Below are 24,610 nucleotides of genomic sequence, written 5' to 3'. Positions count from 1 at the left end.
GGTGTTAGACTGAAGAATTTAAACCCCTGTTACAGTGGCGCGCGCGTGGGCGCAAATGTGAAATTGAGAAAACTGGTGCGGCCATGGCTTGCGCAGGGGTCTATCTGCGCTAAAGGTAAGGAATGATGCGGTTTAACTTGCCACAATCTAACGCCGGGCGGCGTGTGGGTCTTTTGGGCGGGTCGTTTGATCCGGCCCATGAAGGGCATGTGCGGATTTCTGACCAGGCGCTCAAGCGCTTTGATCTTGATCAAATCTGGTGGCTCGTTAGCCCTGCCAATCCCTTAAAGCTGCGCGGACCTGCGCCGCTGGATAAGCGGGTGGCCCATGCGAAACGCCTGATCGACCATCCGCGCATCGTCATCACCGATGTGGAAACGCAGCTGGACACAAGGTTCACCTGCGACAGCTTGCGCGAGCTGCGGGCGATCTATTCCACCACGCATTTCACTTGGCTTATGGGGGCAGATAATCTGGCGCAGATCCATCACTGGCGTGATTGGCAGGATATATTCCAGCTTATGCCGGTTGGTGTTCTAGCTCGGCCCGGGGAAGGGCTGGCGGCGCAATGCGCACCTGCGGCGCGGCGCTTCGCCTCAGAGAGACTTGCCGCACGCGCTTCAAGGCTTTTGAGCCATCGCACGGCACCGGCCTGGTGTTTTGTGGATATGCCCCAGAGCCCGGCAAGTTCCTCGGCTATTCGCAACCGCGGGGCTTGGAGTTAACGGCGCAAGAGGGCGGAACCAAAGCCTGAGATCATCAGCAAGGCCAAACCGGCAAGCCCCCAGATATCGGGTAGTGTGCCAAAGACACCCCATCCCAATAGCAATGCGCCCACAAGTTGAAAGTAGACGAAGGGTGCCATGCGGGTTGCCGGTGCAAGCTTATAGGCGAAGATCAAAAACATATTGCCAAGCATAGAGGCGCCGCCAGAGATGGCGAGCATGTCCGGGCTGGCGAAGAGCTGCTGGGGCCAATATATCAGTGCCATGGGCGTGCAGAGGATGGTGGCAATGAGCATTTGTGAGAACAAAAGCGCTTTGGGCTCCTCTTGGCCCGCGGCCAGACGCGACAGGGTTAGAAAAACTCCATAGGTGCACCCGGCAAAAAGGGCACAAGCCAGTCCAATGGAAAAGCCAAAGCCGGGTCTGGCAATGAGCAAAATTCCAATGAAGCCGAGGAAGAGCAGGGCGCTGCGCGGGGGGGTCACGGCTTCTTTCAAGAAGATGGCCGCCAGAATATAGCTGATAATTGGCCCGATGAAAAAGACGGCGAAAACATTGGCTAAGTTCTCCAATGCAACGGCGAAGGTGATGACACTGATGCCGGTCGCCAGCAGCAATCCGCGACCCCAAGCCACCGGGTTGCGAAACACCGTGAAACAGCTCCGCGGTATAAAGGGCAGCACCAAGATTGACCCGACGGCGAACCGGGCCCAGGCGATGAAAAAGGGATGATAACCATGGCTATTCGACAGCAATTTGCTGGCGGCATCACCGGTTGGGATCAGCATCATGCCGATGAACATAAAAAGTATCGCACGCCACATCCTGCCGGGTTAACAGCCACCCGCCTTCGGCACCAGCCCTGTGGAAAATCATCTTGCCAAAGACCCACGCGCCCCGCTAGCCATTGGGAATGGAAAATACCCTCACACGCAGAGCCGCGCTCAGCACAGCCCTGGCGGCGCTTGGCTCTTCAGCCTTTGCTGTGGCGCCCTTGAATTCGTTGCGGCCCGTCGCAAGGCCTGCTGCATCGTCTGACCTTTTGGGCGGGGCGGCTGCGGTTATCCGCTCGTTTTCTCTCAAAGGTCAGGTCAGCTGCGCTCTGATGGATCCAGAAAATGGCAGGCTTCTCGACGCATATTTACCTGAGACTGAATTGCCCCCGGCCAGCGTGACCAAAGCACTGACTGCTGCCTATGGCTTGCAGAAACTTGGGCGCGATTTTCAATTTATCACACGTTTGAGCATTCAGGGGCGGGTCATAAATGGGGCGTTTGTTGGGGATATCATTTTGACCGGATCTGCGGATCCCACTCTGCACACAGATGATTTGGTCAATTTTGCCAAGGCCCTCCAAAAAACAGGTATTCAACAGTTTAAAGGTCGGCTTGTGATTGTGGACAATGGTTTTCCCTACCAACGTGAAATTGACAGCAGCCAATTGCCGCAAGCCAATTACAACCCAGCGATTGCCGGAGTGAACTTAAACCTCAACCGGGTGCAATTCGAATGGGCACGCCAGGCTGGTGGCGGCTATGATCTGTCGATGAGCGCGCCGGGGCGCATATATCGGCCACAAATCCCTTCCATTGGGATGCGCGTTGCAGAGCGGGTAGCGCCAAGCTATGCCTATCAACACTCACCGGAACGCGAGCAGTGGTCCGTTCAGCGCGCGGTCTTGGGCAAGGATGGGGGGCGGTGGTTGCCGGCGCGCAATCCAAGGCGCTACGCCGGTGAAGCCTTTCAGGCGATATGCGCAGAGATGGGGATGCAGCTGCCGTCTCCAACCATCGTTGAGGGGCAATACCCGGATGCGGTGATGACGGTGGATATCGCACAAAAGGAGTCGCGCCCTTATTATGAAATTGCCAAATCAATGTTGAAATTATCGACGAATTTAACGGCTGAGGTGATCGGCCTCACAGCCTCGGGCGCGCCAACGATGCGCCAATCGGCGTCGGCTCTGAGCCAGTTTGCTCAGGCCCATGGGATGCGTGGCGCGGTTGTTGATCATTCCGGTCTGTCGGATCAATCGCGGCTTACGGCTGGTGGACTGGCAATGTTCATGGCCTGGCACCACCGCAACGGGCTGGCCGATTTGCTCAAGCCCAAGATTCTGCGGGACAAAGGAAAGCCGATGGATGGTGTGGATCTGCGGGTAAAAACAGGTACATTAAATTTTGTCAGCTCGCTGTCCGGATATCTCACATATAAAGGCAAAAGCCTTGGCTTTTCTATATTGACAGCCGATATGGCGCGGCGTGAAAAAGTAAAAGGCAGTGAAAATCCACGGGGGGCCAAGGGTTGGGAGGCGCGATCTCGTAGCTTGCAATATGCGATTTTGCGCGATTGGCTGGGGCATTTACGATAGGGTGCGAAACCTTGCGCGTGCGCCCGCTTCTATAGCCGCCCCATGCAGGCGGTCCACCTCAAGCTCATGGCGAATTTCTTGCAGCATGCGCAACTCGACTTGCCCTAGTCTTCCATCCGCCGCGGCCACATCGCAGGCCATAGCATAGGCAGTTTCGTTTAAACCAACGGGCAGGCTGTCCCGGATCAAGCCAAACAGAGCGTCAAGCCCGTCTTCTTCGGACAAAAGATCCAAAACCATAGCGGCCACAGATTTGATGCGGTCTACATCATATTCTCCAAAGATCGGCAGGTGGTTTACAATCGCTTGAATGCTCATCAGCTCTGCTGTGCGAATATTTTCGTCACTTGCAGATACGGCAATCATGACCGCAACCAGACAATCTTGTGATGACAGAGACGGGGGATGGGTGTTCACGAAGCGACGACCTTTCTAGCTGTGGGTACAACTTATTGACCCGAGGCCTCTGCGGCAATAGGGAAGCGTCAGGAAACTGGAGTTAAACATGTCCAAAATGCGAGACGCTGCTACTCAATCGAAAGCCTGGCCCTTTGAAGAAGCGCGGCGGATTTTGAAACGCTTTCAAAATAAGCCGCCTGAAAAGGGCTATGTCTTGTTTGAAACGGGCTATGGCCCCAGTGGGTTGCCGCATATTGGCACTTTTGGCGAAGTGGCGCGCACCACAATGATTATGCGCGCATTCCAAGAATTGAGTGACCTGCCAACCCGGCTTGTGTGTTTCTCTGATGATCTCGACGGTATGCGCAAAGTGCCGGGCAATGTGCCAAACCCGGAGAGGCTGATCGAGCATTTGCAGCGGCCCTTGACCTCTGTACCAGATCCTTTTGAGGAATATGAGAGTTTCGGTCATCACAACAACGCCATGTTGCGTCGGTTTTTGGACACATTTGGCTTTGAATATGATTTCATCAGTGCCACGGAGTTTTATCAATCGGGTCAGTTTGATCAGGTTTTGCTGCGTGCTGTGGAAAAATATGATGACATCATGAAGGTGATGCTGGCCTCGCTGCGCGAGGAACGTCAGAAGACTTACTCAATTTTTCTGCCCATTCATCCTGAAACAGGACGGGTGCTTTATGTGCCGATGAAATTTGTGGACGCCCAAAATGGCACAATCACCTTTGACACTGAAGAGGGTGAAGAAATGACCCTTCCGGTGACGGGTGGCAATGTCAAGTTGCAGTGGAAACCCGATTTTGGTGCGCGCTGGGCGGCCCTTGGGGTGGATTTTGAGATGTATGGCAAGGATCACTCCACCAATACCCCGATTTATGACAAAATTTGCCGTATTCTGGGGCAACCTGCACCGGAACATTTCAGCTATGAATTGTTCCTCGACGAAAATGGGCAGAAAATTTCCAAGACCTCCGGCAATGGCGTGTCAATTGATGAGTGGTTGACCTATGCCAGCACGGAAAGCCTGTCTTACTTCATGTATCTAAAACCCAAAACCGCCAAGCGGATGCATTTTGATGTCATCCCCAAGGCGGTAGATGAGTATCACCAGCAATTGCGGGCCTATGAGGGGCAAGACGACAAAGCACGTCTGAACAATCCGGCTTGGCATATTCATGGCGGCCATGTACCGGTCAGCAAAATGGTCGTACCTTTCTCAATGCTGCTCAATCTGGCGTCTGTGTCTGGGGCGGAGGATAAAGATCAACTCTGGGGATTCATCAAACGTTATGCGCCCGAGGCCTCCGCCGAAACCCATGCGGACTTAGACGCGGCGGCGGGGTTTGCGGTCCGTTATTACAATGATTTTGTCAAACCTGCCAAAGTCTACCGCGCGCCTACGGATATCGAACGTAAGGCTTTGATCGCGCTGCGCGACGGGCTGAAGGCTTGGGATCAAGGTTTGGATGGGGATGCGCTGCAATCTTTGGTTTTTGCCTGTGGGCGCGAGCGGTTTGACCCGATGCGCGATTGGTTCAAAGCGCTCTATGAGGTGCTTTTGGGCGCATCACAGGGGCCGCGGTTTGGCGGATTTATTGCGCTTTTGGGCATCCAGGAGAGCATAGCCCTGATCGACAAAGGCCTTGCTGGCGAGTTTACCTAACCTGCGACGAATTTGACCCCCTCCCGTTGCGTCCTATTTTTATGCTAGTCAACAGGAGGGTGTTATGAGACCGTTCATTTTAGCAATTGCTTTTTGGGTTGCGGCGGCACTGCCGGCCTGGGCCGAGAGCCAAGAGATTGAAACAACAATTCGTGCGCAAATTACCGCTTTTCAGGCGGATGATTTCGAACGTGCCTTTACCTACGCAAGTCCAACGATTCAGCAGATATTTCGCGCGCCAGAGGTGTTTGGGCGTATGGTCAGGCAAGGTTATCCTATGGTGTACCGCCCGTCTGAGATTGCATTCTTGGAACTCGCCGCGGTTGAGGGATATTACTGGCAGAAAGTGCAAATTCGCGACGGCCAGGGTCGATATCACATCATGGCGTATCAAATGATCCAATTGGACGGAGCATGGCGCATTAATGGTGTCCAGCTTTTGCCCTCGCAAGAGACCGGCGTGTGAGCACCGTACGCTAAAGCTAGGCCTTCTTAACATCGAGCTTTTACCCCTGTTTCGCAGAGCGGCACCTACCGCAGGGGCTGCGGTTGCGGATCAACCACACAAACGCATGGAGCGGCGTTTGGAAAAGAGGTTTTATGAACAAAACAATCACCGATGGTATCGTCTTTACACCACTCAAATTTGCTTTTGGATTGCATCATTGGTCGAGCTAGGACGGCACGCTCGGGCAAGATGACTATGACACTGAGCCCAACGCCGCCTTCGCGACGGCGGATCAAGACTTTTCTGGCTGCTTGGAGCTGACCAGGACGCAAGCCGTGCAAAAGCTGCGCGATGATGTAACCTCTTGGTTTAGCTTTTTGGTGATTAAACCTTATGGACCAGGCCATTTCGTGCATGGGCTTACGATGACCGGCAATGTCTTTCGTTCAATCAACGGGCCAATTGACCGCGCCGAGTCCGTGGACAGCACCTTCGCCACGCTCAACCACAGCAAGGCGCGCAATGTCGTGGTGCAAGGCAACACGTTCAATGCCATCAGTGAGCCAATCTACAATCCCTGCATTTTGGAGCATACCCAAGCCTCAGATACCCAAACCTGGACGGTCGATTTTGCGCCATCGCTGCCGTTCAATGGCCGCGCGTGGACAGTCAAGGCGGTTGTTCCGGTTGGAGCCATTCAATCAGGCTGTGCGAATATCTACGAATTGCCACATTCTGAGGCCGAGCAAGGGGGCAGCGGCAGTCAGGTGAAACTGAACTGGTCGCGTGCCTGTCGCAGGAGCGTCAACCTCACCGAGCGGATGGACAACCCCACCTAAATCTGGCGCTCTTCGCAAGTTAGGGGGCACTAGGGCTCAGATCCTATTGCCCCTTTTTGTGTGGGGTCTTGTCTATTTGCGCCGCCGGGCGCCGCCCCTTTGACCTGCGCGTCCACCTTTTGACCGGCCGGAGGCGTTATGGGCGTCTTCAACTGCTTTTTCGACCGCATATTGCCGGGCTAGGGGATCATCTGAGATCGTCAGCTCAACTGTCTCGAGGCGTTTGACCTCGTCGCGCAGCCGAGCGGCTTCCTCAAACTCCAAATTCTCTGCCGCTTTACGCATATCAAGCCGCAGACCTTCGAGCACGGTTTGAATATTGCCGCCTTGCAAGGCCGGATCAATCTTTGCCGTGACCCGCGCCATATCGGTATCGCCTTTGTAAAGACCGGCCAGAACATCCTCGACATTCTTTTTCACCGTCAGAGGGGTAATTCCATGGGCCACATTATAGGCATGTTGCTTTTCGCGCCTGCGGTTGGTTTCGCCAATCGCGCGTTCCATTGAACCGGTCATGCGATCTGCATACATGATGACCCGCCCATCGGCATTGCGCGCGGCCCGGCCAATGGTTTGAACCAAAGAGGTTTCAGACCGTAAAAAGCCCTCCTTATCTGCATCAAGGATCGCAACCAAACCGCACTCAGGGATATCAAGCCCCTCGCGCAGAAGGTTAATGCCTAGCAGCACATCAAAGGCGCCCAACCGCAAATCGCGCAGTATCTCAATACGCTCAATCGTATCGATATCGCTGTGCATGTAACGCACCCGAATGCCCTGCTCATGCAAATATTCCGTGAGATCTTCGGCCATGCGTTTGGTTAATGTTGTGGCCAAAACCCTTTGCCCCATGGCGGTAACTTTGCGAATTTCATCTGTAAGATCATCAACCTGCGTTTCTACGGGACGAATTTCGACCAGCGGATCCAGCAGGCCCGTAGGGCGGATCACCTGCTCTGTGAACACACCGCCTGCTTGGTCCAGCTCCCATTTGGATGGTGTGGCAGAGACAAAAACAGACTGAGGCCGCATCGCATCCCATTCTTCGAATTTGAGTGGCCGGTTGTCCATACAAGACGGCAATCGGAATCCGTGTTCGGCAAGGGTGAATTTGCGGCGGTAGTCGCCCTTATACATCGCGCCAATCTGCGGCACGCTGACATGGCTTTCATCTGCGAAGACAATCGCATTGTCTGGGATGAATTCAAACAGTGTGGGGGGTGGTTCACCTGGCGCGCGGCCCGTGAGATAGCGCGAATAATTTTCAATTCCGCTGCATACGCCTGTCGCTTCAAGCATTTCCAGATCGAAATTTGTGCGCTGTTCTAGCCGTTGCGCTTCGAGCAATTTTCCCTCGCTCACCAATTGATCAAGCCGCATACGCAGCTCTTTTTTGATCCCAATCACAGCCTGCTGCATGGTTGGGCGCGGGGTCACATAGTGGCTGTTGGCATAGATTCGCACCCGTTCAAACGTATCAGTGCGCGCTCCTGTCAGCGGGTCAAACTCAACAATGGTTTCCAGCTCTTCGCCAAAAAAGCTCAAACGCCAAGCCCGGTCGTCCAAATGCGCCGGCCAAACCTCCAAACTGTCCCCACGCACCCGAAAGGTGCCGCGTTGGAAGGCTTGGTCGTTGCGGCGATATTGTTGGGCGATGAGATCGGCAATGACTTGGCGCTGGTCATAGCAATTGCCACGGTGCAAATCTTGAGTCATCGCCCCATAGGTTTCAACTGATCCTATGCCATAGATGCAGGACACAGAAGCCACGATAATGACGTCATCACGCTCCAGCAAAGCGCGGGTCGCCGAGTGACGCATCCGGTCAATCTGCTCGTTGATCTGGCTTTCTTTCTCAATATAGGTGTCCGAGCGGGCCACATAGGCTTCTGGTTGGTAATAGTCGTAATAGCTGACGAAATATTCCACGGCATTATCGGGGAAAAACCCTTTGAATTCGCCATAAAGCTGGGCTGCGAGGGTTTTGTTTGGCGCAAGAATAATCGCCGGGCGCTGGGTGTCTTGTATGATCCGCGCCATGGTGAAGGTCTTGCCCGTGCCCGTGGCCCCGAGCAAAACTTGATTGGACTCTCCCGCGGTGATCCCCTCTACCAGCTCTTTGATCGCGGTGGGTTGGTCGCCTGCGGCGGTGAACTCGGTTTCAAGTCGAAAGGCCTTGCCCCCTTCCATCTTTTCCCGGTCGCGCATATTCGGAGCGGGGTTTTGCAACACGGGCATTTGTTCGGGCGAATTATTGTGCATATTTGATTCCTTGTGCCCCCTAGAGTTGGCCTTCTATGGGGCAGAAACAAGGGGGCGGGTCGGCAAAGTCCGATTCAATCCCCCGCTGTGATCATTTTTCCCCGCTGGGGATGAAAATTGCTTCCGTCGCGCGGCGCGAACGTGTCATGGCTGGTCAAGGAGGCGCCAGCGCAGAGAAGGGCATGATATGACGGCAGCTGCAAAAGTTGTGATCGTGGGATCTGGAATCATTGGCGCCAGCACGGCTTTGGCCTGCCAAGATCTCGGTGCTGAGGTCATTGTTGTGGATCAGGGGCCTTTGGGCGGCGTCGCCAGTGCCAATTCTTTTGGCTGGATCAATGCCAGTTTTGCCGAAAACCAAGCCTATTTCGATCTGCGCAACGCGGCCCTAGAGACCTTTCGAGGCTTGGGGCAGAGGTTAGAATTACAGGCCCATGTCAGCTGGCCAGGCACGCTTTGGTGGGAAGATGTGGGGCAAGATTTTGAGGCGCAATTTGCCAGTCTGACTGCGCGGGGCTATGGGGCCCGGCGGCTTGATCACGATGAGATCGCGGCGCTTGAGCCCAATCTGCGTCAGTGTCCAGCTCATGCGCTGTTCACGCCCATGGAAGGGGCCGCACAGGCTCAATCTGTGGCGCAGTCCCTTCTGGCGCATGTGGCGCAGCGCGGCGGGAGGCTTTGCCCCAAACAGACCGTCAAGGCTGTGCACCCCAGTTCTGGCGGTGGCCATATTGTGCAGACATCAGCTGGAGATTTGCCCTGTGATTTTGTGATTTTGGCTACAGGTGCCGCGGCCTACCGTGGTCTGGCCGGTGTTGGCTGGGCTTTGCCTATGGACAATAAACGTGGCATGATCGTGCATACCCGGCCGGTGCAGACGCGCATTCATCATATTCTCATGACGCCTGATGTGCATTTTAGACAAAATCTCGATGGCAGTCTTGTGGCAGGAGAAATATTCAGCGGTGACTTGGATCCATCTGAGGATGCGCCCGCACTTGCGGACACTGTGATCGCGCGAATTTGCCAAAAATTGCGTGGGCAGCCCGATGTTCAGCTGGCAGAAGTGAAGCTGGGGGAGCGCCCCGTGCCATTGGATGGCCTGCCTGTTGTGGGCGCGGTCCCCGGCGCCCCAGGGGTTTTTTTGGCTGTTATGCACAGCGGCGTGACCCTTGGTCCTTTGATCGGTCAGCTGTTGGCGCAGGAAATTTTGCAAGGCAGCTCGAGCCCCTTGCTGTCGAGTTTTCGCGCCTCGAGATTTGCCGAATCTTGAGCACTACCCCAGGGCGTAGAGCCAGAGGCTTGCGGTGAAAATTGTGAGACCGGTGCTGATCAAGACGGCGGAAGCTGCGACCCGCTGTGCGCGCCCGTACATTTGCGCGAAAATATAGGCATTGACCCCGGGTGCCATGGCAGCTGTCAGGACCGCACTGCGAAAATTACTGGTGGAGAGATTGAAATAGCTTCCTGTTATCCAAACCAGCGCAGGATGAACCAAAAGCGAAATCGCGCAAATATATAAGATCACCCGAATATCGCCCTCTGGCCGGTATCGCACCAAAACACCGCCCAAGCCAAACAGAGCCACCGGCAAGGCAGCTTGGGACAAAAGATCAACACCATCGGTGATGATCTGTGGTAAAATAAATCCCGATAAGTTGATCGCAAAACCAAGGCTCAAGGCGATCACCAGCGCGTTTTTAAATACTGATATCAATATTTTGCGCAGAAATGCACGGCCGCCCAGGCCGCGCCCACGAAACAGTTCCATCACCGTGATGCCAAGCGTATATCCGATCGGTGCATGGACAGCGATGATTGCAAAATTGGCTGTTAGGGCTTCCGTCCCATAGGCCCGCTCTGTGATGGGCAGTCCCAAGAGCACGGTATTTGAGAACAGGCAGCAAAACCCTATAGCGACACTGTCTTCCCAACTGCGCTTAAACAAGATACGAGCGCCAAACAGACCCAAGCCAAATCCGGCTATCGCGCCGATATAAAAACTGCCCAGCAACCCCGGCTGGAAGGTTTGCCCCAGGTCCAAAGTCGAAATGGCGCGAAACAGCAGACAAGGAATGGCAAAATTTTGGGTGAAGGCCATCAAAGCCTCAACCCCCGCGTCAGAGAACCACTTACGCCAGACGGCAATATATCCGAAGCCAACCACGAAAAACACCGGAAGGATCACTTGGAGCAGGATGCTCATGTTAGAACAATTCAGTCATCATATCGAAGGCTGGTGCCACATCATTGGGCAATTCGGCTTGCAAAGTCGCATAGTCTAAATCCACATGCATGTTGGTTAATATGGCGCGTTTAGGCTGCACCTGCGCAATCCACTTTAGGGTTTTTTCCAAATGAGTGTGAGAGGGATGAGGATCATAGCGCAGCGCATCCACAATCCATAGGTCAAGATCCTGCAAATGCGACCAGGCATCTTTGGGGATATCGGACACATCAGGCAAATAGGCCATATCGCCGATGCGAAACCCCAGCGCGTTGATTGTGCCATGGGCCACTTCAAAGGGGGTGAAGTCTAGCGCGCCACCGGCACCAGTGATGGCAAAGGGGCCAGTGATGTCATTCATCTCCAAGATGGGCGGGTAGCTTGAGCCCTCAGGCGTTTCAAACGCATAGGAAAATCGTGACAACAGATCGGATTTTGTTGGCCGATCTGCCCAAACTGGTAAGCGCCTGCGCATATTGATCACGATCATCCGCAGATCGTCCAGCCCGTGTACGTGATCCGCATGGGCATGGGTGTAAACCACGGCGTCTAACCGGCCCACCTGGGAGGTTAGCAATTGTGTACGCAAATCGGGCGAGCTGTCGATGAGCGCGCGCGTTGTGCCGTCTGGACCGGATTGCTCAACCAAAATGGAGCAACGTTGCCGGCGATTTTTGGGATTGTTCGGATCACAAGCGCCCCAATTGTCGCCCAAACGCGGCACGCCGCCCGAAGAGCCGCACCCCAATATTGTGACCCGGCGCGTCATGCGGCTTTCCAAAAGAGACGTTCGAAATTGGCCTCCGTTTGGGCGGCAAATTCCGACACAGCCATGCCGAAGACATCGGCACCGACCTGGGCGGTAAAGGCGGTATAGGCCGGTTCATTGCGCTTGCCGCGATAGGGCGGCGGGGCGAGATAGGGGGCGTCGGTTTCCACCAAAATTCGGTCCAATGGGGTGGAGGCGAAGATATCGCGTACCTCTTGAGATTTTGGGAATGTGGCTATGCCCGACATGGAGAGGTAAAATCCCAAATCCAGAGCGGTGCGCCCAAGCTCAGGTGACGAGCTGAAACAATGCATGACGCAGCTAAAGGGCGCATTGCGATATTCGGACTTCAAAATGTCAGCCATATCCTCATCGGCGGCGCGCGCATGAATAATCAGGGGCAGGTTACTTTTTTGAGCGGCTTCAATATGAGCGCACAGAGATTGCTTCTGGATGTCGGCACTCTCGGCAGTATAGTGGTAATCCAGCCCGGTTTCACCGATGGCGACAAACTTCGGATGTGCCGCCAGAGCGAGCAACTCTTCGGCTTTTGCCAAGGGTTCTTTGTCTGCATTCATCGGATGGGTGCCGGCCGCATAGAAGACTGGCGCTTGCATTTCGGCGATAGCGCGCACTTGCGGCTCTTGGCGCAGGCGTGTGCAAATCGTCACCATGCGGTGCACGCCGGCCTCGGCTGCTCGTGCTATTATCTGGTCCAGCTCGCCCTCAAAATCTGGAAAATCAAGATGGCAATGGCTGTCGGTCAGTTTTGGCGCATTGATCACGAAAGACCTTTCTCGCGCAAAATTTTCGACGCGGTTTCTTCTATCTTCAATCCCATATCTAAGATCAGCGAACTGGGGTCAAGGTTTGCCGTTTTTCCCTGCTGGGCCCTTTGACTAAGCTCGAGCTGGGCATCGGCCCAAATGCGGGCGGCCGCGGGTCCGGGGCAGAGTCGCGCGAAGACCTGCGCCTCGCCGCTTGCTGCCTCTTGGCCGGGTAGACTTACACCGGCCCGCGCCAGACGGGCGAGGAATAGATCTAGCAAATTGAGAAGCTGTTCCAATTTCCCATCATTGGTACGGCCTGAAGAATTGGCCAATTTTAGCAACGCGCTGCGATCCAACTGAGGCAAGCCTTGGCTGAGGCTGACAATCGCCCGGTAGGTTTCGGCGCCACCTGTAAGCGACAGCTCTGCGGCTTGTCCGACAGAGCCTGCCGCAAGTGCGATTAAGCCTGGATCAAACGCTCGTCCTGGCAAGGCCTGTGCAAAGGCGCGTTGTAAATCTTCTGGCGACAGTGGCGCGCAGGCCAGAGTGCGGCAGCGCGAACGAATGGTGGGCAAAATTCGGCCTGGTTGATGGGTCACCAACAACAAAACTGCCTCTTGCGGTGGCTCTTCCAGAACTTTGAGCAACGCATTGGCCGCATTGGCATTCATGTCATCAATACAGTCGACAATGACCACGCGTCGACCGTTGCCACCGGCCGAGAGACTGAAGAACCGGCGCAATTCGCGCACTGTATCCACTGGGATCACTGTCTTGAGCTTGCCGTTTTTGTAATCCACTGGCCGGCGTAAGATACATAGGCCAGGTTCTGATCCGGCTCTTATGCGGGTCGCTAAAGGGTGATCGGCGGGCACGAACAAGCTTGTTGCTGGCGGCGGTGTGCCAAAGAGGCCGTCTCCGGGTGGTTCGGCGGCGAGTAAAAATCGCGCTATTTGATAGGCAAGGCTGGCTTTGCCAATTCCCTTGGGACCTGTCAACATCCAAGCATGATGCATCCGGTCACCATTGAAGGCCTCCAATACCTGCGCGCAAGCGGCATCATGTCCGAATAAATGTTCGGTTTCACACGGGTGAGGCAGGCCGGCAATGCGATCGGCTTGTGGCAAATCACTCATGACGTCGCCAGTGCCAATACATCCGCAAAAATCGCCTCTAGGGTGCGATTTCCATCTATGATGCGGCACCGTTGCGGATATTGCGCCGCAAGGGCTAAAAAGCCCGTCCGCAGTTTTTGTTGGAACGGCAGGCCGAAATCTTCAAAGCGATCTTCGCCGGAGTTGCGCGCCAATCCGCGTGCAAGAGCCACTTCAGGATCAACATCAATGATCAGCGTCAGGTCTGGTTCGCGGCCAATCATCGCGGTGTGCAGCTTATCGACCTTACCGCGCAGATCCCCGCGGGTGGCCCCTTGATAGACACGGGTGCTGTCGGCAAAACGGTCACAGACGACGATTTTACCCGCGGATAGGGCTGGGGTGATGGTGCGCTCAAGGTGATCGCGCCGGGCGGCGGTGAACAATAACAGTTCGGTCTCAGCACTCCATTTGTCGGTGGCGCCGGTCAGCAAAAGCCGGCGTATGGCTTCCGCGCCCGGACTGCCCCCCGGTTCACGGGTGAGCACAACCTCTTGACCCGCAGCGGTGAGATGGCTGGCAAGCCGCTTGGCTTGGGTGGACTTCCCACAGCCGTCTATGCCCTCAAAGGATAAAAATTTTGCGTCAGTCATCTATATGCCGGACAGGCCCCCATTTACTTTACGCAACAGCACGAGTGCCGCTGTGCGCAAGCGCGGTAAAAATCCGCCACGTGTAACGCTTTGTACCGCGATCAGTGGCAGGCGGGTCTCGGGCAGGCCCGGTACAGAAATGACAAGCTCGGCAACCTGATCACCCTTGGAGATCGGAGCTTGTAACGGTCCGTCATAGACAATTTTTGAGGAGATTTCCTGACCACCTGTGACAGGGATCAGGATTTTAGGAGCGCCATCAAGTGCCAGGCCGACGTCGCGGCTGCTACCCATCCAAACCGCGGCTTGAGCCAAAGCTTCGCCCGGCTGGCTGAGTGTTTTGGAGGTGAACTGCCGAAAGGCCCAAGTGACGATGCGTTCGGCCTCTTCAGCCCGCTCCTGCGGATTTTGCAGACCGGTTAAAACGAAAATGACCCGCCGATCGCCTTGTTGCGCAGATCCGGTCAAACCATAACCGGCCTCCGTCGTGTGACCGGTCTTCAGGCCATCTGCGCCTATTCCAAGTGTCAACAAAGGATTGCGGTTGCGCGTGTTGCTGGGCGCGCGGCCATCAAACAGAAATTCGGTTTCTGAAAACATCTTGTATTGCTCAGGGAACTCCGTGATCAAATGCTGCGCCAGAATGGCCAAATCTTTCATCGACATGCGGTGATTAATATCGGGCCAGCCGTTGGAATTGGAAAAGACAGATTTTTCCATGCCGAGATCTTTGGCACGATCGGTCATCATCGCAGCAAAGCCAGCTTCGGTGCCATCCAAAGACAAGGCTTCAGCAATGACAACGCAGGCGTCATTGCCGGATAAAACGATAATACCGCGAATGAGATCCTCGACGGTGCTCCGGTCCGTGGTGTCCAAAAACATGGTGGATCCGCCATAGCTCATGGCATGGGTGGAGACCGGCAACCGCTCATCCCAGCGCAGGCGTCCATCCCGGAGCGCTTCGAAGGCCAAAAAGAGCGTCATCAATTTCGACATTGAGGCCGGAGGCAGGGCCACCTCCGCCTGCTTGGCTAGCAAGACGGTGCCGCTGTCATGATCCAGCACATAGGCTGCTTGCGCCTTGGTTTCAAACGCCGAGGCGGCCCCACTGATCCACGCGCAAAGAATGGCTAAAATCATGGTTGGTCCGAAAGATTTAGGCATGATCCACTCCTTGTAATATTTGCCTTCGGTACTGCTCGACCCAGACTGCCGCAAAATTCATTGCCGGCCCATTGAGACCGATCACCCAAAACCCGCGCCTGTCTTGATCAAAACGCCTGCCCGGTCACGGCTCAGAGTAACCCGATCGCCCCACAGGTGGAAAGCCCAGTATTGTCGATCATCGCTCAAAGGCAATTTCTTGCGCCTCTGACGCATTCTTGCTCTTGCTGAATCAATTTCTCGCTATTAAGTAAGCTCTGTCGGAGGAGTGGCAGAGTGGTCGAATGCACCGGTCTTGAAAACCGACGAGGGTGAAAGTCCTCCCAGGGTTCGAATCCCTGTTCCTCCGCCACATAACTAAATTAAGTGGCTGTTTTAATTAATATTAATATTAAGATAAAATATCTACCCACAATGCTACCCACAATGAAACATCAGATCAAAACAGAGTTAATCAGGGGTTACTGCGCCTGATCGCTACAGTTGATCCGCAGGACCATGGACCGGGGCCCCCAATCCCAGGGCCCCGCGTCTCGGACCACGGGCCTTTAGTGTTAGCGTTGTAAATTCATTCGACGTTGGTTTTGTTTGCCAGCACCAACTGAGGAAGCAGACATTGCTTAGGCTAAGCATCAACGACTGTTATGCGGACAAACCCGACCTTGACAAATTGACTTTAAAAGTCTGCTTTTGGAAAGGTCGTTTCTGTTCAACTCCTCCTACGCAGCGCGAACCAGTTTTCTGCAACACCTTGGCGAAACCCCGTCACTTGCGAATAAGTGCCGAAGCTTATGTGCCTAATCGCCGAAATCGGCGTTTGATCCTTATACAGATCAACCTTGCACTCGATGCAGTCACCGCTCTTGACCGGTCCTGGAGGCGCAGCATCGAGTACCGGTAAGGGCTTGTTCCGGCAGCCCTCTGCGATGGCCGAGTCAAAGAGATTGATGATGTCCGGTTACCCGTTCCAACCGGCGAAAGGTGTCAGCCTGCTCCCCGAGCCTCTGTCTGACATTTGATGGCTTGCCTTGGAGCATACGGTAATTGGCCTCCCACCGAGCGCGGCTCAAGCCAGACGCTGGCATTCTATCAAACTTCGCTTATCGATTGCGGATTTGCGAAAAGGTGGCCCTTTTTCCAACGCGTTAACACAGCGCTCGTCAGGGCGGGCATGGATTTCTCCGGCTCTTTGGTTCTTAGGAAAGCCATTAAAAGCAATCTGCATATTATATATAATATTGACATTATAACTCTCCCGGGTAAGCTGTTTTGGACGAGACTGTGCCGGAAGACGCGGCAGCACAAGCTTCATGGGAGAAAAACGTGATAAAATTCAATAAGTTAACGGCATTCGCTCTGTCGGCATCCATTCTGACTGCAGGGAGTGTATTCGCTGAGCAAAGGCTCAGCATGGCGACTTCTTGGGGCGGCGGTCCACCGCTGGAGTGGGCGCAAGGCTTTGCTGATCTGGTGGGTGAAATGACCGATGGCGAGGTGACGATCGAAGTCTTCACCGCGGGCACTTTGGGAAGCCCGTTAAAGGTCGGTGAAACAGTCAGAAACGGTGTCGCCGAAGCCGGTCACACCTTCATTGGCTACGAATACGGGGCGGACAAGACAACCGTTCTGTTCGGCGGGCGTCCCGGCGGGTTGACCGCAGATCAGATGCAGCATTGGCTCAGCCAGGGTGGTGGTGCAGAGATGTGGCGCGAGTACCGGATGGAAACCGCCGAACTCGTCGCATTCCCCTGTGCCTACATTCCGCGGGAAGGCGGGATGTTCTCAAGCAGACGCGTCCAAAGCGTCGGCGATTTCGACGGGCTCAAACTGAGAACCGCTGGCGCATGGTCTGAAATTGCCGCGGGTCTGGGTGTCGCGACCGTTGTGACGCCGGGTGCCGAGGTCTATCAGGCGCTCGAGCGCGGTGTCGTGGACGCCGTGGAATGGTCGGCGCTGTCACTCAACCAGTCTTCGGGCTTCCATAAAGTTGCGCCCTACATCGTTCTTCCCGGTTTTCACCAATCGACCGTCGTAATGGAATGCAGCTTCAATACCGAAGCCTGGGATCAGATCAGCGAACACAACCAGAACATGATCGAACATGCGGCCTATATTCAGGCGCACCGCGTGTATGAGCGGACGGGGAACGCGGATGCCGATGCCTACGCATTTTTCGAGGAGGCTGGTTCAGAATTTGTGACCGTCGATGACGAGGTTCTGGCGAAAGTTGCGGAACTGACCACTGAGTGGGAAGATGCGAATGCCGCAGAGCTTGGAGGCTGGTTCACCCGAGTTCTGGAAGACCAGCGCGCCTTCCAAGCCCGGTGGGTCAACGCGCATGAGTATCGCGATAGCAAGCCCTCACAGTGACCAAGAGGGTTTTGGGACAGGGGTCTCGCCGATTTTCATCGGCACCCTTGATCTCTGCCTGTATCTGATATCTCAAGCCGGCCGTCCGGGATCCTGCATATATGCTCACCATCGTTCGCCTGATCAATCTTGTAACTTGCGGCACCGGCAAGGTGGTTGCCTGGCTCATCGTCCCGCTAGCCGGGTCCATGCTGTGGGAGGTCGTTTCCCGATATGTCTTCGCGCGGCCCACGATCTGGGCTTACGAAGCAGCCTATATGCAGATGGGGGCACTGTTCCTGCTGGGCATTGCCTATGTCAGCCAGACCGATGGCCACGTGCGAGTCGATCTGTTCTATCATCGGTTTTCGGCACGTAAGAAGGCGCTTGTGGATCTGATTGGCCTCTTGCTGATCGCACCACTTGTCATCTGGCTGTGTTTTGGCCTTTGGGACTACTTCGAGCGAGCCTTGAACAGCGGCGAGCGATCGGGTCAGAGCATCTGGAACCCGGTGGTTTGGCCTGCGCGGTTGACGTTCTGGCTGGGCTTCATGCTCTTTGCCGCTCAGATTGTCGCCGACATCCTGAATGCGCTCTGCACACTCATAACCGGCCGTGTGGCCAAGCGGACCTCCTGATGGATATCGCACTTCTCATGTTTCCGGCCTTGCTGGTGTTGCTGCTGGTCGGGATACCGGTCGCCTATTCGCTCTTTGCCGTCTCGTTGGTGTTCGGGTTCATCCGCTTCGGCGACAAGGCGGTGTTTCAGTTCGTCTCCAAAGTTCAGGATGTAGGCGGAAACTACATCCTCGCCGCGGTCCCGCTTTTTGTGTTCATGGGGTGCATGCTTGAACGCGCTGGAATTGCAGAGAGACTGTTCGAGGCGCTCTATCTCTGGACCCGTCGCCTGCCTGGAGGCCTTGCCGTTGGGGCGGTTTTGCTGGGAGTAATCTTTGCTGCGGCCAGCGGGGTGGTGGGTGCCACGGAAACCGTCATCGGGCTTTTGGCGATCCCCATCATGATGAAGTACGGATACAACAAGTCGCTGATCGCGGGCACAATCTGCGCAGGCGGATCGCTTGGCACTGTGATCCCGCCGTCAGTATTGGTGGTCATTCTGGCACCGATCGCGGATGTGTCTGTGGGGGATCTTTTTGCCGGTCTGCTTTTCCCAGGTCTTCTGATGGCGATGCTTTTTGTTCTCTACATCGTAATCAGATGTGCGTTGAATCCGGCGCTTGCCCCTCATGAAATGGCCGATAAAGGCCCGGAAGTGCCTTTGTTGACGATGATCCGGATGACTGTTCTTGCCGTGCTACCCCCGCTTTTTCTGATCTTCACAGTTCTTGGAACAATCCTGATGGGCCTTGCGACGACGACAGAAGCGGCAGCCTGTGGCGCTGTTGGCGCTACATTGCTGACCCTGATGAACAGGCGATTGAGCATTCAGGTGCTGGGCGATGCGGCGCAAAAGACCGTGCGGATCACGGTGATGATGCTGACCATCCTGCTTGCGGGCAGCATGTTTGCCGGTGTCTTCATCGCGTCGGGGGGCGTTGGCGATGTGCGGGCATTGTTGGACGCAGCAAACCTGACCCCGTGGCATACATTGCTATTGATCCTCTTTATCGCCTTCATCTCGGGCTTCGCGCTGGATCTGGTGTCGGTCGTCTTGGTGATGATCCCCATCTCGATGCCGATCATCACGTCACTGGACTTCGATCCGGTGTGGTTCTGCATCCTCTTTCTGGTGATGATTCAGACCAGCTATTTGACGCCGCCGATGGCGCCAGCGATTTTCTATCTGCGCGCCATTAGTCCACCGGAAATCACTTTGGCTGACATGTATCGTGGCGTCATTCCATTTATCGGGCTGCAGTTGTTGACGCTTGTGCTGATTTTGATCTTCCCGCAGATCGCGCTTTATCTGCCTTCGCAGATTACAGGCTTCCGATAGTCTGGGGCATCTTCGGCAGGTCGATCCAATCAGAATGGACGCGCTTCAAGACTTCAGCAAGACTTTCAGATTGACAGATTGATCAGCTATCTGTGCAGGTGGCGGAGATTTGCCCGTCTCGATCAGGCGTTTGGCGATTATATAGGTTTTGGGCTCATTGATTATATCCACGCTGAGCAGTCTTTCGCCTGCGTAGTACCAGTGCGATATTGCATCTGGGTTTACGCCAGGACGGGTCACAATCCGATCGTATCCCGGGCTGAGGCCGACCATCTGCAGCTTCAAGTCGAACTGATCGGACCAGAACCAGGCCGTCGGTGCATAAGGTCGCGACTGGCCCATGATGTTTGCGGCAACGACCTCTCCCATCTCGATGGCGTTGCCGACGCTTTCCAGCCGAGTGATCTGATCGGCCATCGGGAAGGCTGCGCAATCCCCGGCGGCCCAAATGCCCGGCTGGGATGTCTGGCAGGTTGGATCGACAAGGATGCCGTTCTCTGTCGCCAGCCCCGCTGATTTGGCGAGCGTGACGTTCGGATCAATCCCTATTCCGACGATCACGCAATCCGCAGCCACATGCGCGCCATCTGACAATATTGCACCCTTCACTTGGTCAGTTCCAACGAACGCTGACAGACCTACACCTTCACGGATGTCGACACCCTTACGCTTGTGCGCGGCGCGGATGGCATCGGCTGTTGGCGGTCCGGCGACGCGCCCCAGAATTCGGGGACCCGCTTCGATGAGGGTCACGCGAAGCCCGCGTCCAGCCGCGGCGGCCGCAACCTCTAGCCCGATGTATCCACCGCCGACGATCAAAGCGTGTTGCGCCGTTCCGAAAGCTTGCGAAATGCGTTGTGCATCGGCGAGGGTGCGCAGGCCGTGGACGCCGTGCAAACCGCGGATTATGGCATTGGGCAATGCGCGTGGCGTGGCGCCAGTTGCCAATACCAGTGCGTCAAAGGCGAAGGCTTCACCTCGTAGCTGCAACGTTCGCGCCGTCGTATCGATGCCCAAAACAGGCTCGCTTGGACGAAGAGCGATCTGGTTTTCCTCAAAGAACTCTGATGGGCGCAGGGTAGCACCGGACGCATCCACAGAGGCCTTCAAGGATCCCTTGGAGAGCGGCGGTCGATCGTACGGCAGGGCACCTTCATCGCCAAAAAGCGTGATAGCCCCTGTATAGTCCAGTTCACGTAATCTGCGCGCGACGGAAAAGCCCGCGAGACCAGCGCCGACAATCGCGACATGTCTCATGTCGAGGGCTGTCCAAGAGCTGGAAATCGGGGTATCGGGCGCATCTGCGAACCCAACATCGCTCAGGCTGGGACGTCGATATAGACATCGCCGTCCTCGACCTTCGTTGGGTAGGTCTTCAAATCAACGCATACAGGCGCCGAGAGGGCTTTGCCGTTTGTGACGTCAAAGCGTCCCTGGTGCAGTGGGCATTCGATCACCGTGCCGATCACCAGCCCGTCCTCAAGTTGCGCGACCTCATGGGTGCAGATGCCGTCGGTCGCAAAGAAACCTTTGGGCGTATTGTAGACAGCCAGTTTCTGACCGTTGAGCTCAACGCCCAGCACATCTTCCTCGTCGACATCATTTGCGGCGCAGGCCAGAACCCAATTGCTCGACATACCGATCTCCCGTCTTGATAGTTAGTGGCTTGTGGGCATTTCCAGCGCATCTTTCTCGATGCTCAGGTGCCGGTTGCGCATCGCCTTGTACACATCGATTGTGATCGGGATCGCCCCTTGCGGCTCCGGCAGCTTGTCCTTGATCTCTTCGTTCAACTTTGGCAGCGCGTGAAACGGCACCGTCGGGGCAAAGTGATGCTCGATGTGGTAGGACATGTTCCAGTAATAGAGATCGATGAACCAGTTCGGCTTGATCGAGCGCGTGGTGTGCGCAAGGTTTAGATCGTCTTCGGCCATCTCGAAATGCTGGGTGCCGACATAGGTCATGTTGATCATGTCTCCGACGATTTTGGGGATGACGTAGAACCAGACCAGCGCCATAGACTGGAAGTAGACCGAGACTGCCGCAGCGACGACCCAGATGCCAACGAAGATCATCGAGTTGCGCTGCATCGGCCAGAGCTCGGTTTCCGGCGTGAACTCGCGGGTCCGGGCGGAGAATCTACCGAACGCATGCAGCAGCGCGATCTTGATAAAGAGATAATGATATTCCAGCGACGTGTACCAGCGCAGATATGTCAGCAGGTTGACCTTTTGGCGGATTGTGAAAGGCATCTGGGCGTCTTTTTCCCAGAACCAAGTATATGTGTGGTGTTCGGCATGGCTGTACCGGCGATAGAGAGGTTCTTGGCCGAACAAGGTGGACGAGAACCAGAAAACCGTCTCGTTCAGCCAACGCGATTTGAACGCCGTGCCATGGGCGCATTCATGGCTGAGCGAATAGGCAAAAAGCGACATCGTTCCGCCGAAGAGTATTACTGTCGGAACAACCCAAATAGTCCCCCAAGAGATGTAGTAAAGCCAGCCGTAAAAGCTGATTGATAAAACGCTGAGCAGAAGGCGTATCAGGGGGATCGTATCGCTGCGGCGCATAAATCCCTTCAGCTTCTTTCGCTCGATCTGCACTCCTTCGAGACTTGGAGGGACCCATGGATCTGCATCGATCGCTGGCTTTGACATGAATTCCTCCTGTCTCGTTACATGGAAGTAAAATACTATATAATATATAATTGTCAACACCAGATCTCTGCAGTTGCGTGCACCAAATGCATGATTGATGCCTTAATCGCGGATGAGCTTGCCTGGATTCAAAATGCCCCTTGGGTCGAACATGTGTTTCATCTCGCCCATCACGTCCCAAGCGGCCCCGTGTTCTGCTTCCATCAGGTCGCGCTTGCCCTGTCCGATCCCGTGCTCACCAGAGATCGTGCCGCCCACGTCCAATGCGCGCTGCGCCATGCGGTTGGCCAGATTTTTGGCGATCTTCAGGTCCTCCATATTGCCGTCTTGCACCATCAGCTGGGCGTGGAAGTTCCCGTCCCCCACGTGCCCAATGATGGCCCCTGGTATGGTCGACCCGTCAATATCGGAGCGCGCCGCCTCGATCATGTCAGGCAGGTGCGAGATTGGCACGCAGATATCCGTCACGACAGATCGACGACCGGGATGCATCGCGCCCATAGCCTCATAGGCACCATGCCGTGCCTGCCAGAGTGCGTTTCGGTCTTCCGCTCTGGTTTTCCAGAAAAAGTTGGTCCCATTACAGTCTGTGACAATCGTGCCGACCGTCTCTGCCTGTTCGCGCACGCTATCATCGGAGCCGTGAAACTCGAGGAACAGATGCGGCGTGTCAGGCAATTGGAGCCCGAACCGTACGTTCAGGGCTTCAATGTACCCCGCATCCAAAAGCTCCATTCGGGCGATGGGGATGCCCATCTGGATTGTTGTCACGACCGCTTGCACAGCATCCGCGACAGATGCGAACGCGCAGGAGGCAGCCGAGATCGCTTCGGGTACGCCATGCAGTTTCACGGTCAGCTGGGTGATCACCCCCAACGTGCCCTCGGATCCAATAAATGCACCTGTCAGATCATACCCGGCGGATGACTTGCGAGCTCGGGTTCCTGTGCGAATAATCCGTCCATCCGCCAGAACCACCTCTAGCGCACTGACATTGTCACGCATCGTACCATAGCGCAGCGCCGTTGTTCCCGAAGCGCGCGTGGCGGCCATGCCACCCATGGACGCATTGGCCCCAGGATCAACCGAGAAGAACAACCCCGTCGCGCGCAAGTTTTCATTGAGCTGCTCTCGAGTCACACCCGGCTGAACCACCGCATCCATATCTTCTGGGCTCACTGCCTTGACCGCGTTCATTGCCATCATATTCAGCACGAGGCCGCCCCTCGTCGGTAGATGCTGACCTTCCAGCGCAGTCCCTGCCGCCCACGCGGTCACCGGACAGGCCTCTTCGTGGCAGACCGCCAAGACCTGCGAAACTTCCTGCGTGGTTTTGACGAAGGCAACAGCGTCGGGCATAGCTTCCGGAAAATGCGCTTCGTTTCGGGCGTGCTCGGCTCTGACGGCCCGGGTGGCGGCCAGCCTGTTACCGAGGATCTCGGCAATGCGATCTTTCGCCTCTTTCACAGACATGCACGATATCCCTGACTATTAATCCCAAGTACAAGAAATTATATATAATATATAAATATTTTGCAATATCTATTACAATAAGGATGGTGTTCCAGCAGGCGGGTTGTGCGTCAATCGGCTTTTGTCAGATTTCGAATATGGTTCGATAGGCAGGACAAGAGCCCGCTTTGATCGGCATTCTCAAGCGCGTCGATCATCTCTTCATGCTGTGCGACCAGCAAATCCAACCCTATGATTTCGGCAGGGTAGTTGCGCACCAACTGGAAGTGCATATTGCCAAACGAGAGGTCAGCGTAGAGCTCACTCAGGTAGGCATTTTCGGCCATGCCAACCAGAACGCTGTGAAATTCGGCATTCAGATTGCCCCATTCGACCATCATGTTGGCTCGGCCCGCCTTTGCGACCTTGCGCATTTTTTCATTCAGTTTCCGAAGCTTGCGGACATGCTCTGGCGTGGCCTTTTCGAAGCCGCGCGCAACGGCGGAGGTCTCGAACAATTCGCGCGCCTCGACGAATTCGAAAAAATCGGAACGAGAGGGTTTTGAGGCGACGAAATAGCCACGATTTGCCTCGGCGCGTACAAGCCGCGATGCGAGCAGACGGGCAAGGGCCTCGCGGACCGGGATCATGCTGACACCGTATTCATCCGCAATCTTCTTGATGCCGATGTGAGCGCCTGCTTCGAGATCGCCCGCAATGATGGAATCGCGGATCGCGGCGACAAGTTTGTCAACGAGGCTGTCAGGCTCGAGGAGTTTTGATGTCTTTT

General features: G+C 55.4%; 23 protein-coding genes and 1 tRNA gene. 10 read left to right on the top strand and 14 right to left on the bottom strand.

What is annotated here, in order from left to right; all coding sequences use genetic code 11:
• Positions 1-125 precede the first annotated feature (125 nt).
• Positions 126-725 carry a nicotinate-nucleotide adenylyltransferase gene (locus ABLW18_RS10200; protein WP_347824705.1) on the top strand — a complete coding sequence of 200 codons (600 nt, stop codon included), beginning with the start codon at positions 126-128 and terminating at the stop codon, positions 723-725.
• On the opposite strand, the gene ABLW18_RS10195 is transcribed toward ABLW18_RS10200, so the two are convergent.
• Positions 722-1,549 (bottom strand): DMT family transporter, encoded by an 828-nt coding sequence (locus tag ABLW18_RS10195; protein ID WP_347824704.1) that lies wholly within the window; start codon positions 1,547-1,549, stop codon positions 722-724. The two genes, ABLW18_RS10200 and ABLW18_RS10195, sit on opposite strands and share 4 nt — an antisense overlap.
• An 89-nt stretch (positions 1,550-1,638) precedes the next feature.
• Between ABLW18_RS10195 and dacB the strand changes: the two genes are divergently transcribed.
• Positions 1,639-3,096: a D-alanyl-D-alanine carboxypeptidase/D-alanyl-D-alanine-endopeptidase gene (dacB, locus tag ABLW18_RS10190; RefSeq protein WP_347824703.1), complete on the top strand. Its 1,458-nt coding sequence runs from the start codon at positions 1,639-1,641 to the stop codon at positions 3,094-3,096.
• On the opposite strand, the gene ABLW18_RS10185 is transcribed toward dacB, so the two are convergent.
• Positions 3,088-3,462 carry a tellurite resistance TerB family protein gene (locus ABLW18_RS10185; protein ID WP_347824795.1) on the bottom strand — a complete coding sequence of 125 codons (375 nt, stop codon included), beginning with the start codon at positions 3,460-3,462 and terminating at the stop codon, positions 3,088-3,090. The genes dacB and ABLW18_RS10185 overlap by 9 nt on opposite strands.
• A 139-nt stretch (positions 3,463-3,601) precedes the next feature.
• On the opposite strand from ABLW18_RS10185, the gene ABLW18_RS10180 reads away from it, so the two are divergent.
• From ABLW18_RS10180 to ABLW18_RS10170, 3 genes are all read left to right on the top strand, one after another.
• Positions 3,602-5,176, top strand: coding sequence for a lysine--tRNA ligase (locus tag ABLW18_RS10180; RefSeq protein WP_347824702.1), 1,575 nt, complete (start codon positions 3,602-3,604; stop codon positions 5,174-5,176).
• A gap of 64 nt (positions 5,177-5,240) precedes the next feature.
• Positions 5,241-5,642, top strand: a complete 402-nt coding sequence (locus tag ABLW18_RS10175; RefSeq protein ID WP_347824701.1) for a DUF4864 domain-containing protein — start codon at positions 5,241-5,243, stop codon at positions 5,640-5,642.
• Between the two features lie 317 nt (positions 5,643-5,959).
• Positions 5,960-6,463 (top strand): hypothetical protein, encoded by a 504-nt coding sequence (locus ABLW18_RS10170; protein ID WP_347824700.1) that lies wholly within the window; start codon positions 5,960-5,962, stop codon positions 6,461-6,463.
• Positions 6,464-6,535: 72 nt separating this feature from the next.
• On the opposite strand, the gene uvrB is transcribed toward ABLW18_RS10170, so the two are convergent.
• Entirely contained in the window at positions 6,536-8,725 is a 2,190-nt protein-coding gene (gene uvrB, locus ABLW18_RS10165) for an excinuclease ABC subunit UvrB (protein ID WP_347824699.1), read from the bottom strand.
• Positions 8,726-8,912: 187 nt separating this feature from the next.
• Here uvrB and ABLW18_RS10160 point away from each other — a divergent pair, with 187 nt between their 5' ends.
• The gene (locus ABLW18_RS10160; RefSeq protein ID WP_347824698.1) at positions 8,913-9,998 is read left to right on the top strand and encodes an FAD-binding oxidoreductase; all 1,086 of its coding nucleotides are present in this window, start codon (positions 8,913-8,915) and stop codon (positions 9,996-9,998) included.
• A 3-nt stretch (positions 9,999-10,001) separates the two neighbouring features.
• Here ABLW18_RS10160 and ABLW18_RS10155 read toward each other — a convergent pair whose 3' ends face one another.
• The 6 genes from ABLW18_RS10155 to ABLW18_RS10130 are packed head-to-tail and all read right to left on the bottom strand — an operon-like array spanning position 10,002 to position 15,381.
• Entirely contained in the window at positions 10,002-10,931 is a 930-nt protein-coding gene (locus ABLW18_RS10155; protein WP_347824697.1) for an AEC family transporter, read from the bottom strand.
• A gap of 1 nt (position 10,932) precedes the next feature.
• Positions 10,933-11,721 (bottom strand): MBL fold metallo-hydrolase, encoded by a 789-nt coding sequence (locus tag ABLW18_RS10150; RefSeq protein WP_347824696.1) that lies wholly within the window; start codon positions 11,719-11,721, stop codon positions 10,933-10,935.
• Positions 11,718-12,503 carry a TatD family hydrolase gene (locus ABLW18_RS10145; RefSeq protein WP_347824794.1) on the bottom strand — a complete coding sequence of 262 codons (786 nt, stop codon included), beginning with the start codon at positions 12,501-12,503 and terminating at the stop codon, positions 11,718-11,720. The genes ABLW18_RS10150 and ABLW18_RS10145 overlap by 4 nt, the downstream gene beginning before the upstream one ends.
• The gene (locus tag ABLW18_RS10140) at positions 12,503-13,627 is read right to left on the bottom strand and encodes a DNA polymerase III subunit delta' (RefSeq protein ID WP_347824695.1); all 1,125 of its coding nucleotides are present in this window, start codon (positions 13,625-13,627) and stop codon (positions 12,503-12,505) included. Before ABLW18_RS10140 ends, ABLW18_RS10145 begins: the two co-directional genes overlap by 1 nt.
• Positions 13,624-14,238 carry a dTMP kinase gene (gene tmk / locus ABLW18_RS10135; protein WP_347824694.1) on the bottom strand — a complete coding sequence of 205 codons (615 nt, stop codon included), beginning with the start codon at positions 14,236-14,238 and terminating at the stop codon, positions 13,624-13,626. Before tmk ends, ABLW18_RS10140 begins: the two co-directional genes overlap by 4 nt.
• A complete protein-coding gene (locus tag ABLW18_RS10130; protein WP_347824793.1) occupies positions 14,239-15,381 on the bottom strand; it encodes a D-alanyl-D-alanine carboxypeptidase family protein in 1,143 nt (380 codons plus the stop codon).
• Between the two features lie 286 nt (positions 15,382-15,667).
• Between ABLW18_RS10130 and ABLW18_RS10125 the strand changes: the two genes are divergently transcribed.
• From ABLW18_RS10125 to ABLW18_RS10110, 4 genes are all read left to right on the top strand, one after another.
• Positions 15,668-15,757: transfer RNA gene (locus ABLW18_RS10125), tRNA-Ser, on the top strand.
• 929 nt (positions 15,758-16,686) lie between these two features.
• Positions 16,687-17,775 (top strand): TRAP transporter substrate-binding protein DctP, encoded by a 1,089-nt coding sequence (gene dctP, locus ABLW18_RS10120; RefSeq protein WP_347824693.1) that lies wholly within the window; start codon positions 16,687-16,689, stop codon positions 17,773-17,775.
• A gap of 101 nt (positions 17,776-17,876) precedes the next feature.
• Complete coding sequence (locus tag ABLW18_RS10115) at positions 17,877-18,392, top strand: TRAP transporter small permease subunit (protein WP_347824692.1); 516 nt, start codon at positions 17,877-17,879, stop codon at positions 18,390-18,392.
• Complete coding sequence (locus ABLW18_RS10110) at positions 18,392-19,711, top strand: TRAP transporter large permease subunit (protein ID WP_347824691.1); 1,320 nt, start codon at positions 18,392-18,394, stop codon at positions 19,709-19,711. Before ABLW18_RS10115 ends, ABLW18_RS10110 begins: the two co-directional genes overlap by 1 nt.
• Positions 19,712-19,756: 45 nt before the next feature.
• Here ABLW18_RS10110 and ABLW18_RS10105 read toward each other — a convergent pair whose 3' ends face one another.
• The 5 genes from ABLW18_RS10105 to ABLW18_RS10085 form a co-directional block, all read right to left on the bottom strand.
• Positions 19,757-20,968: an FAD-dependent oxidoreductase gene (locus ABLW18_RS10105; protein ID WP_347824690.1), complete on the bottom strand. Its 1,212-nt coding sequence runs from the start codon at positions 20,966-20,968 to the stop codon at positions 19,757-19,759.
• 62 nt (positions 20,969-21,030) lie between these two features.
• Positions 21,031-21,348, bottom strand: coding sequence for a non-heme iron oxygenase ferredoxin subunit (locus tag ABLW18_RS10100; RefSeq protein ID WP_347824689.1), 318 nt, complete (start codon positions 21,346-21,348; stop codon positions 21,031-21,033).
• Positions 21,349-21,369: 21 nt separating this feature from the next.
• Entirely contained in the window at positions 21,370-22,368 is a 999-nt protein-coding gene (locus tag ABLW18_RS10095) for a fatty acid desaturase (RefSeq protein WP_347824688.1), read from the bottom strand.
• 102 nt (positions 22,369-22,470) lie between these two features.
• Positions 22,471-23,841: an FAD-linked oxidase C-terminal domain-containing protein gene (locus ABLW18_RS10090; RefSeq protein ID WP_347824687.1), complete on the bottom strand. Its 1,371-nt coding sequence runs from the start codon at positions 23,839-23,841 to the stop codon at positions 22,471-22,473.
• 110 nt (positions 23,842-23,951) lie between these two features.
• Positions 23,952-24,610 (bottom strand): GntR family transcriptional regulator (locus tag ABLW18_RS10085; RefSeq protein ID WP_347824686.1); only part of this gene is annotated, 659 nt, incomplete at its 5' end.

This window comes from uncultured Planktomarina sp. (genome assembly GCA_943788425.1).
Classification (GTDB): Bacteria; Pseudomonadota; Alphaproteobacteria; order Rhodobacterales; family Rhodobacteraceae; genus Planktomarina.
Note: the sequence above shows the minus strand (reverse complement) of the source record. Positions and strands in the feature narration are given on the sequence as shown.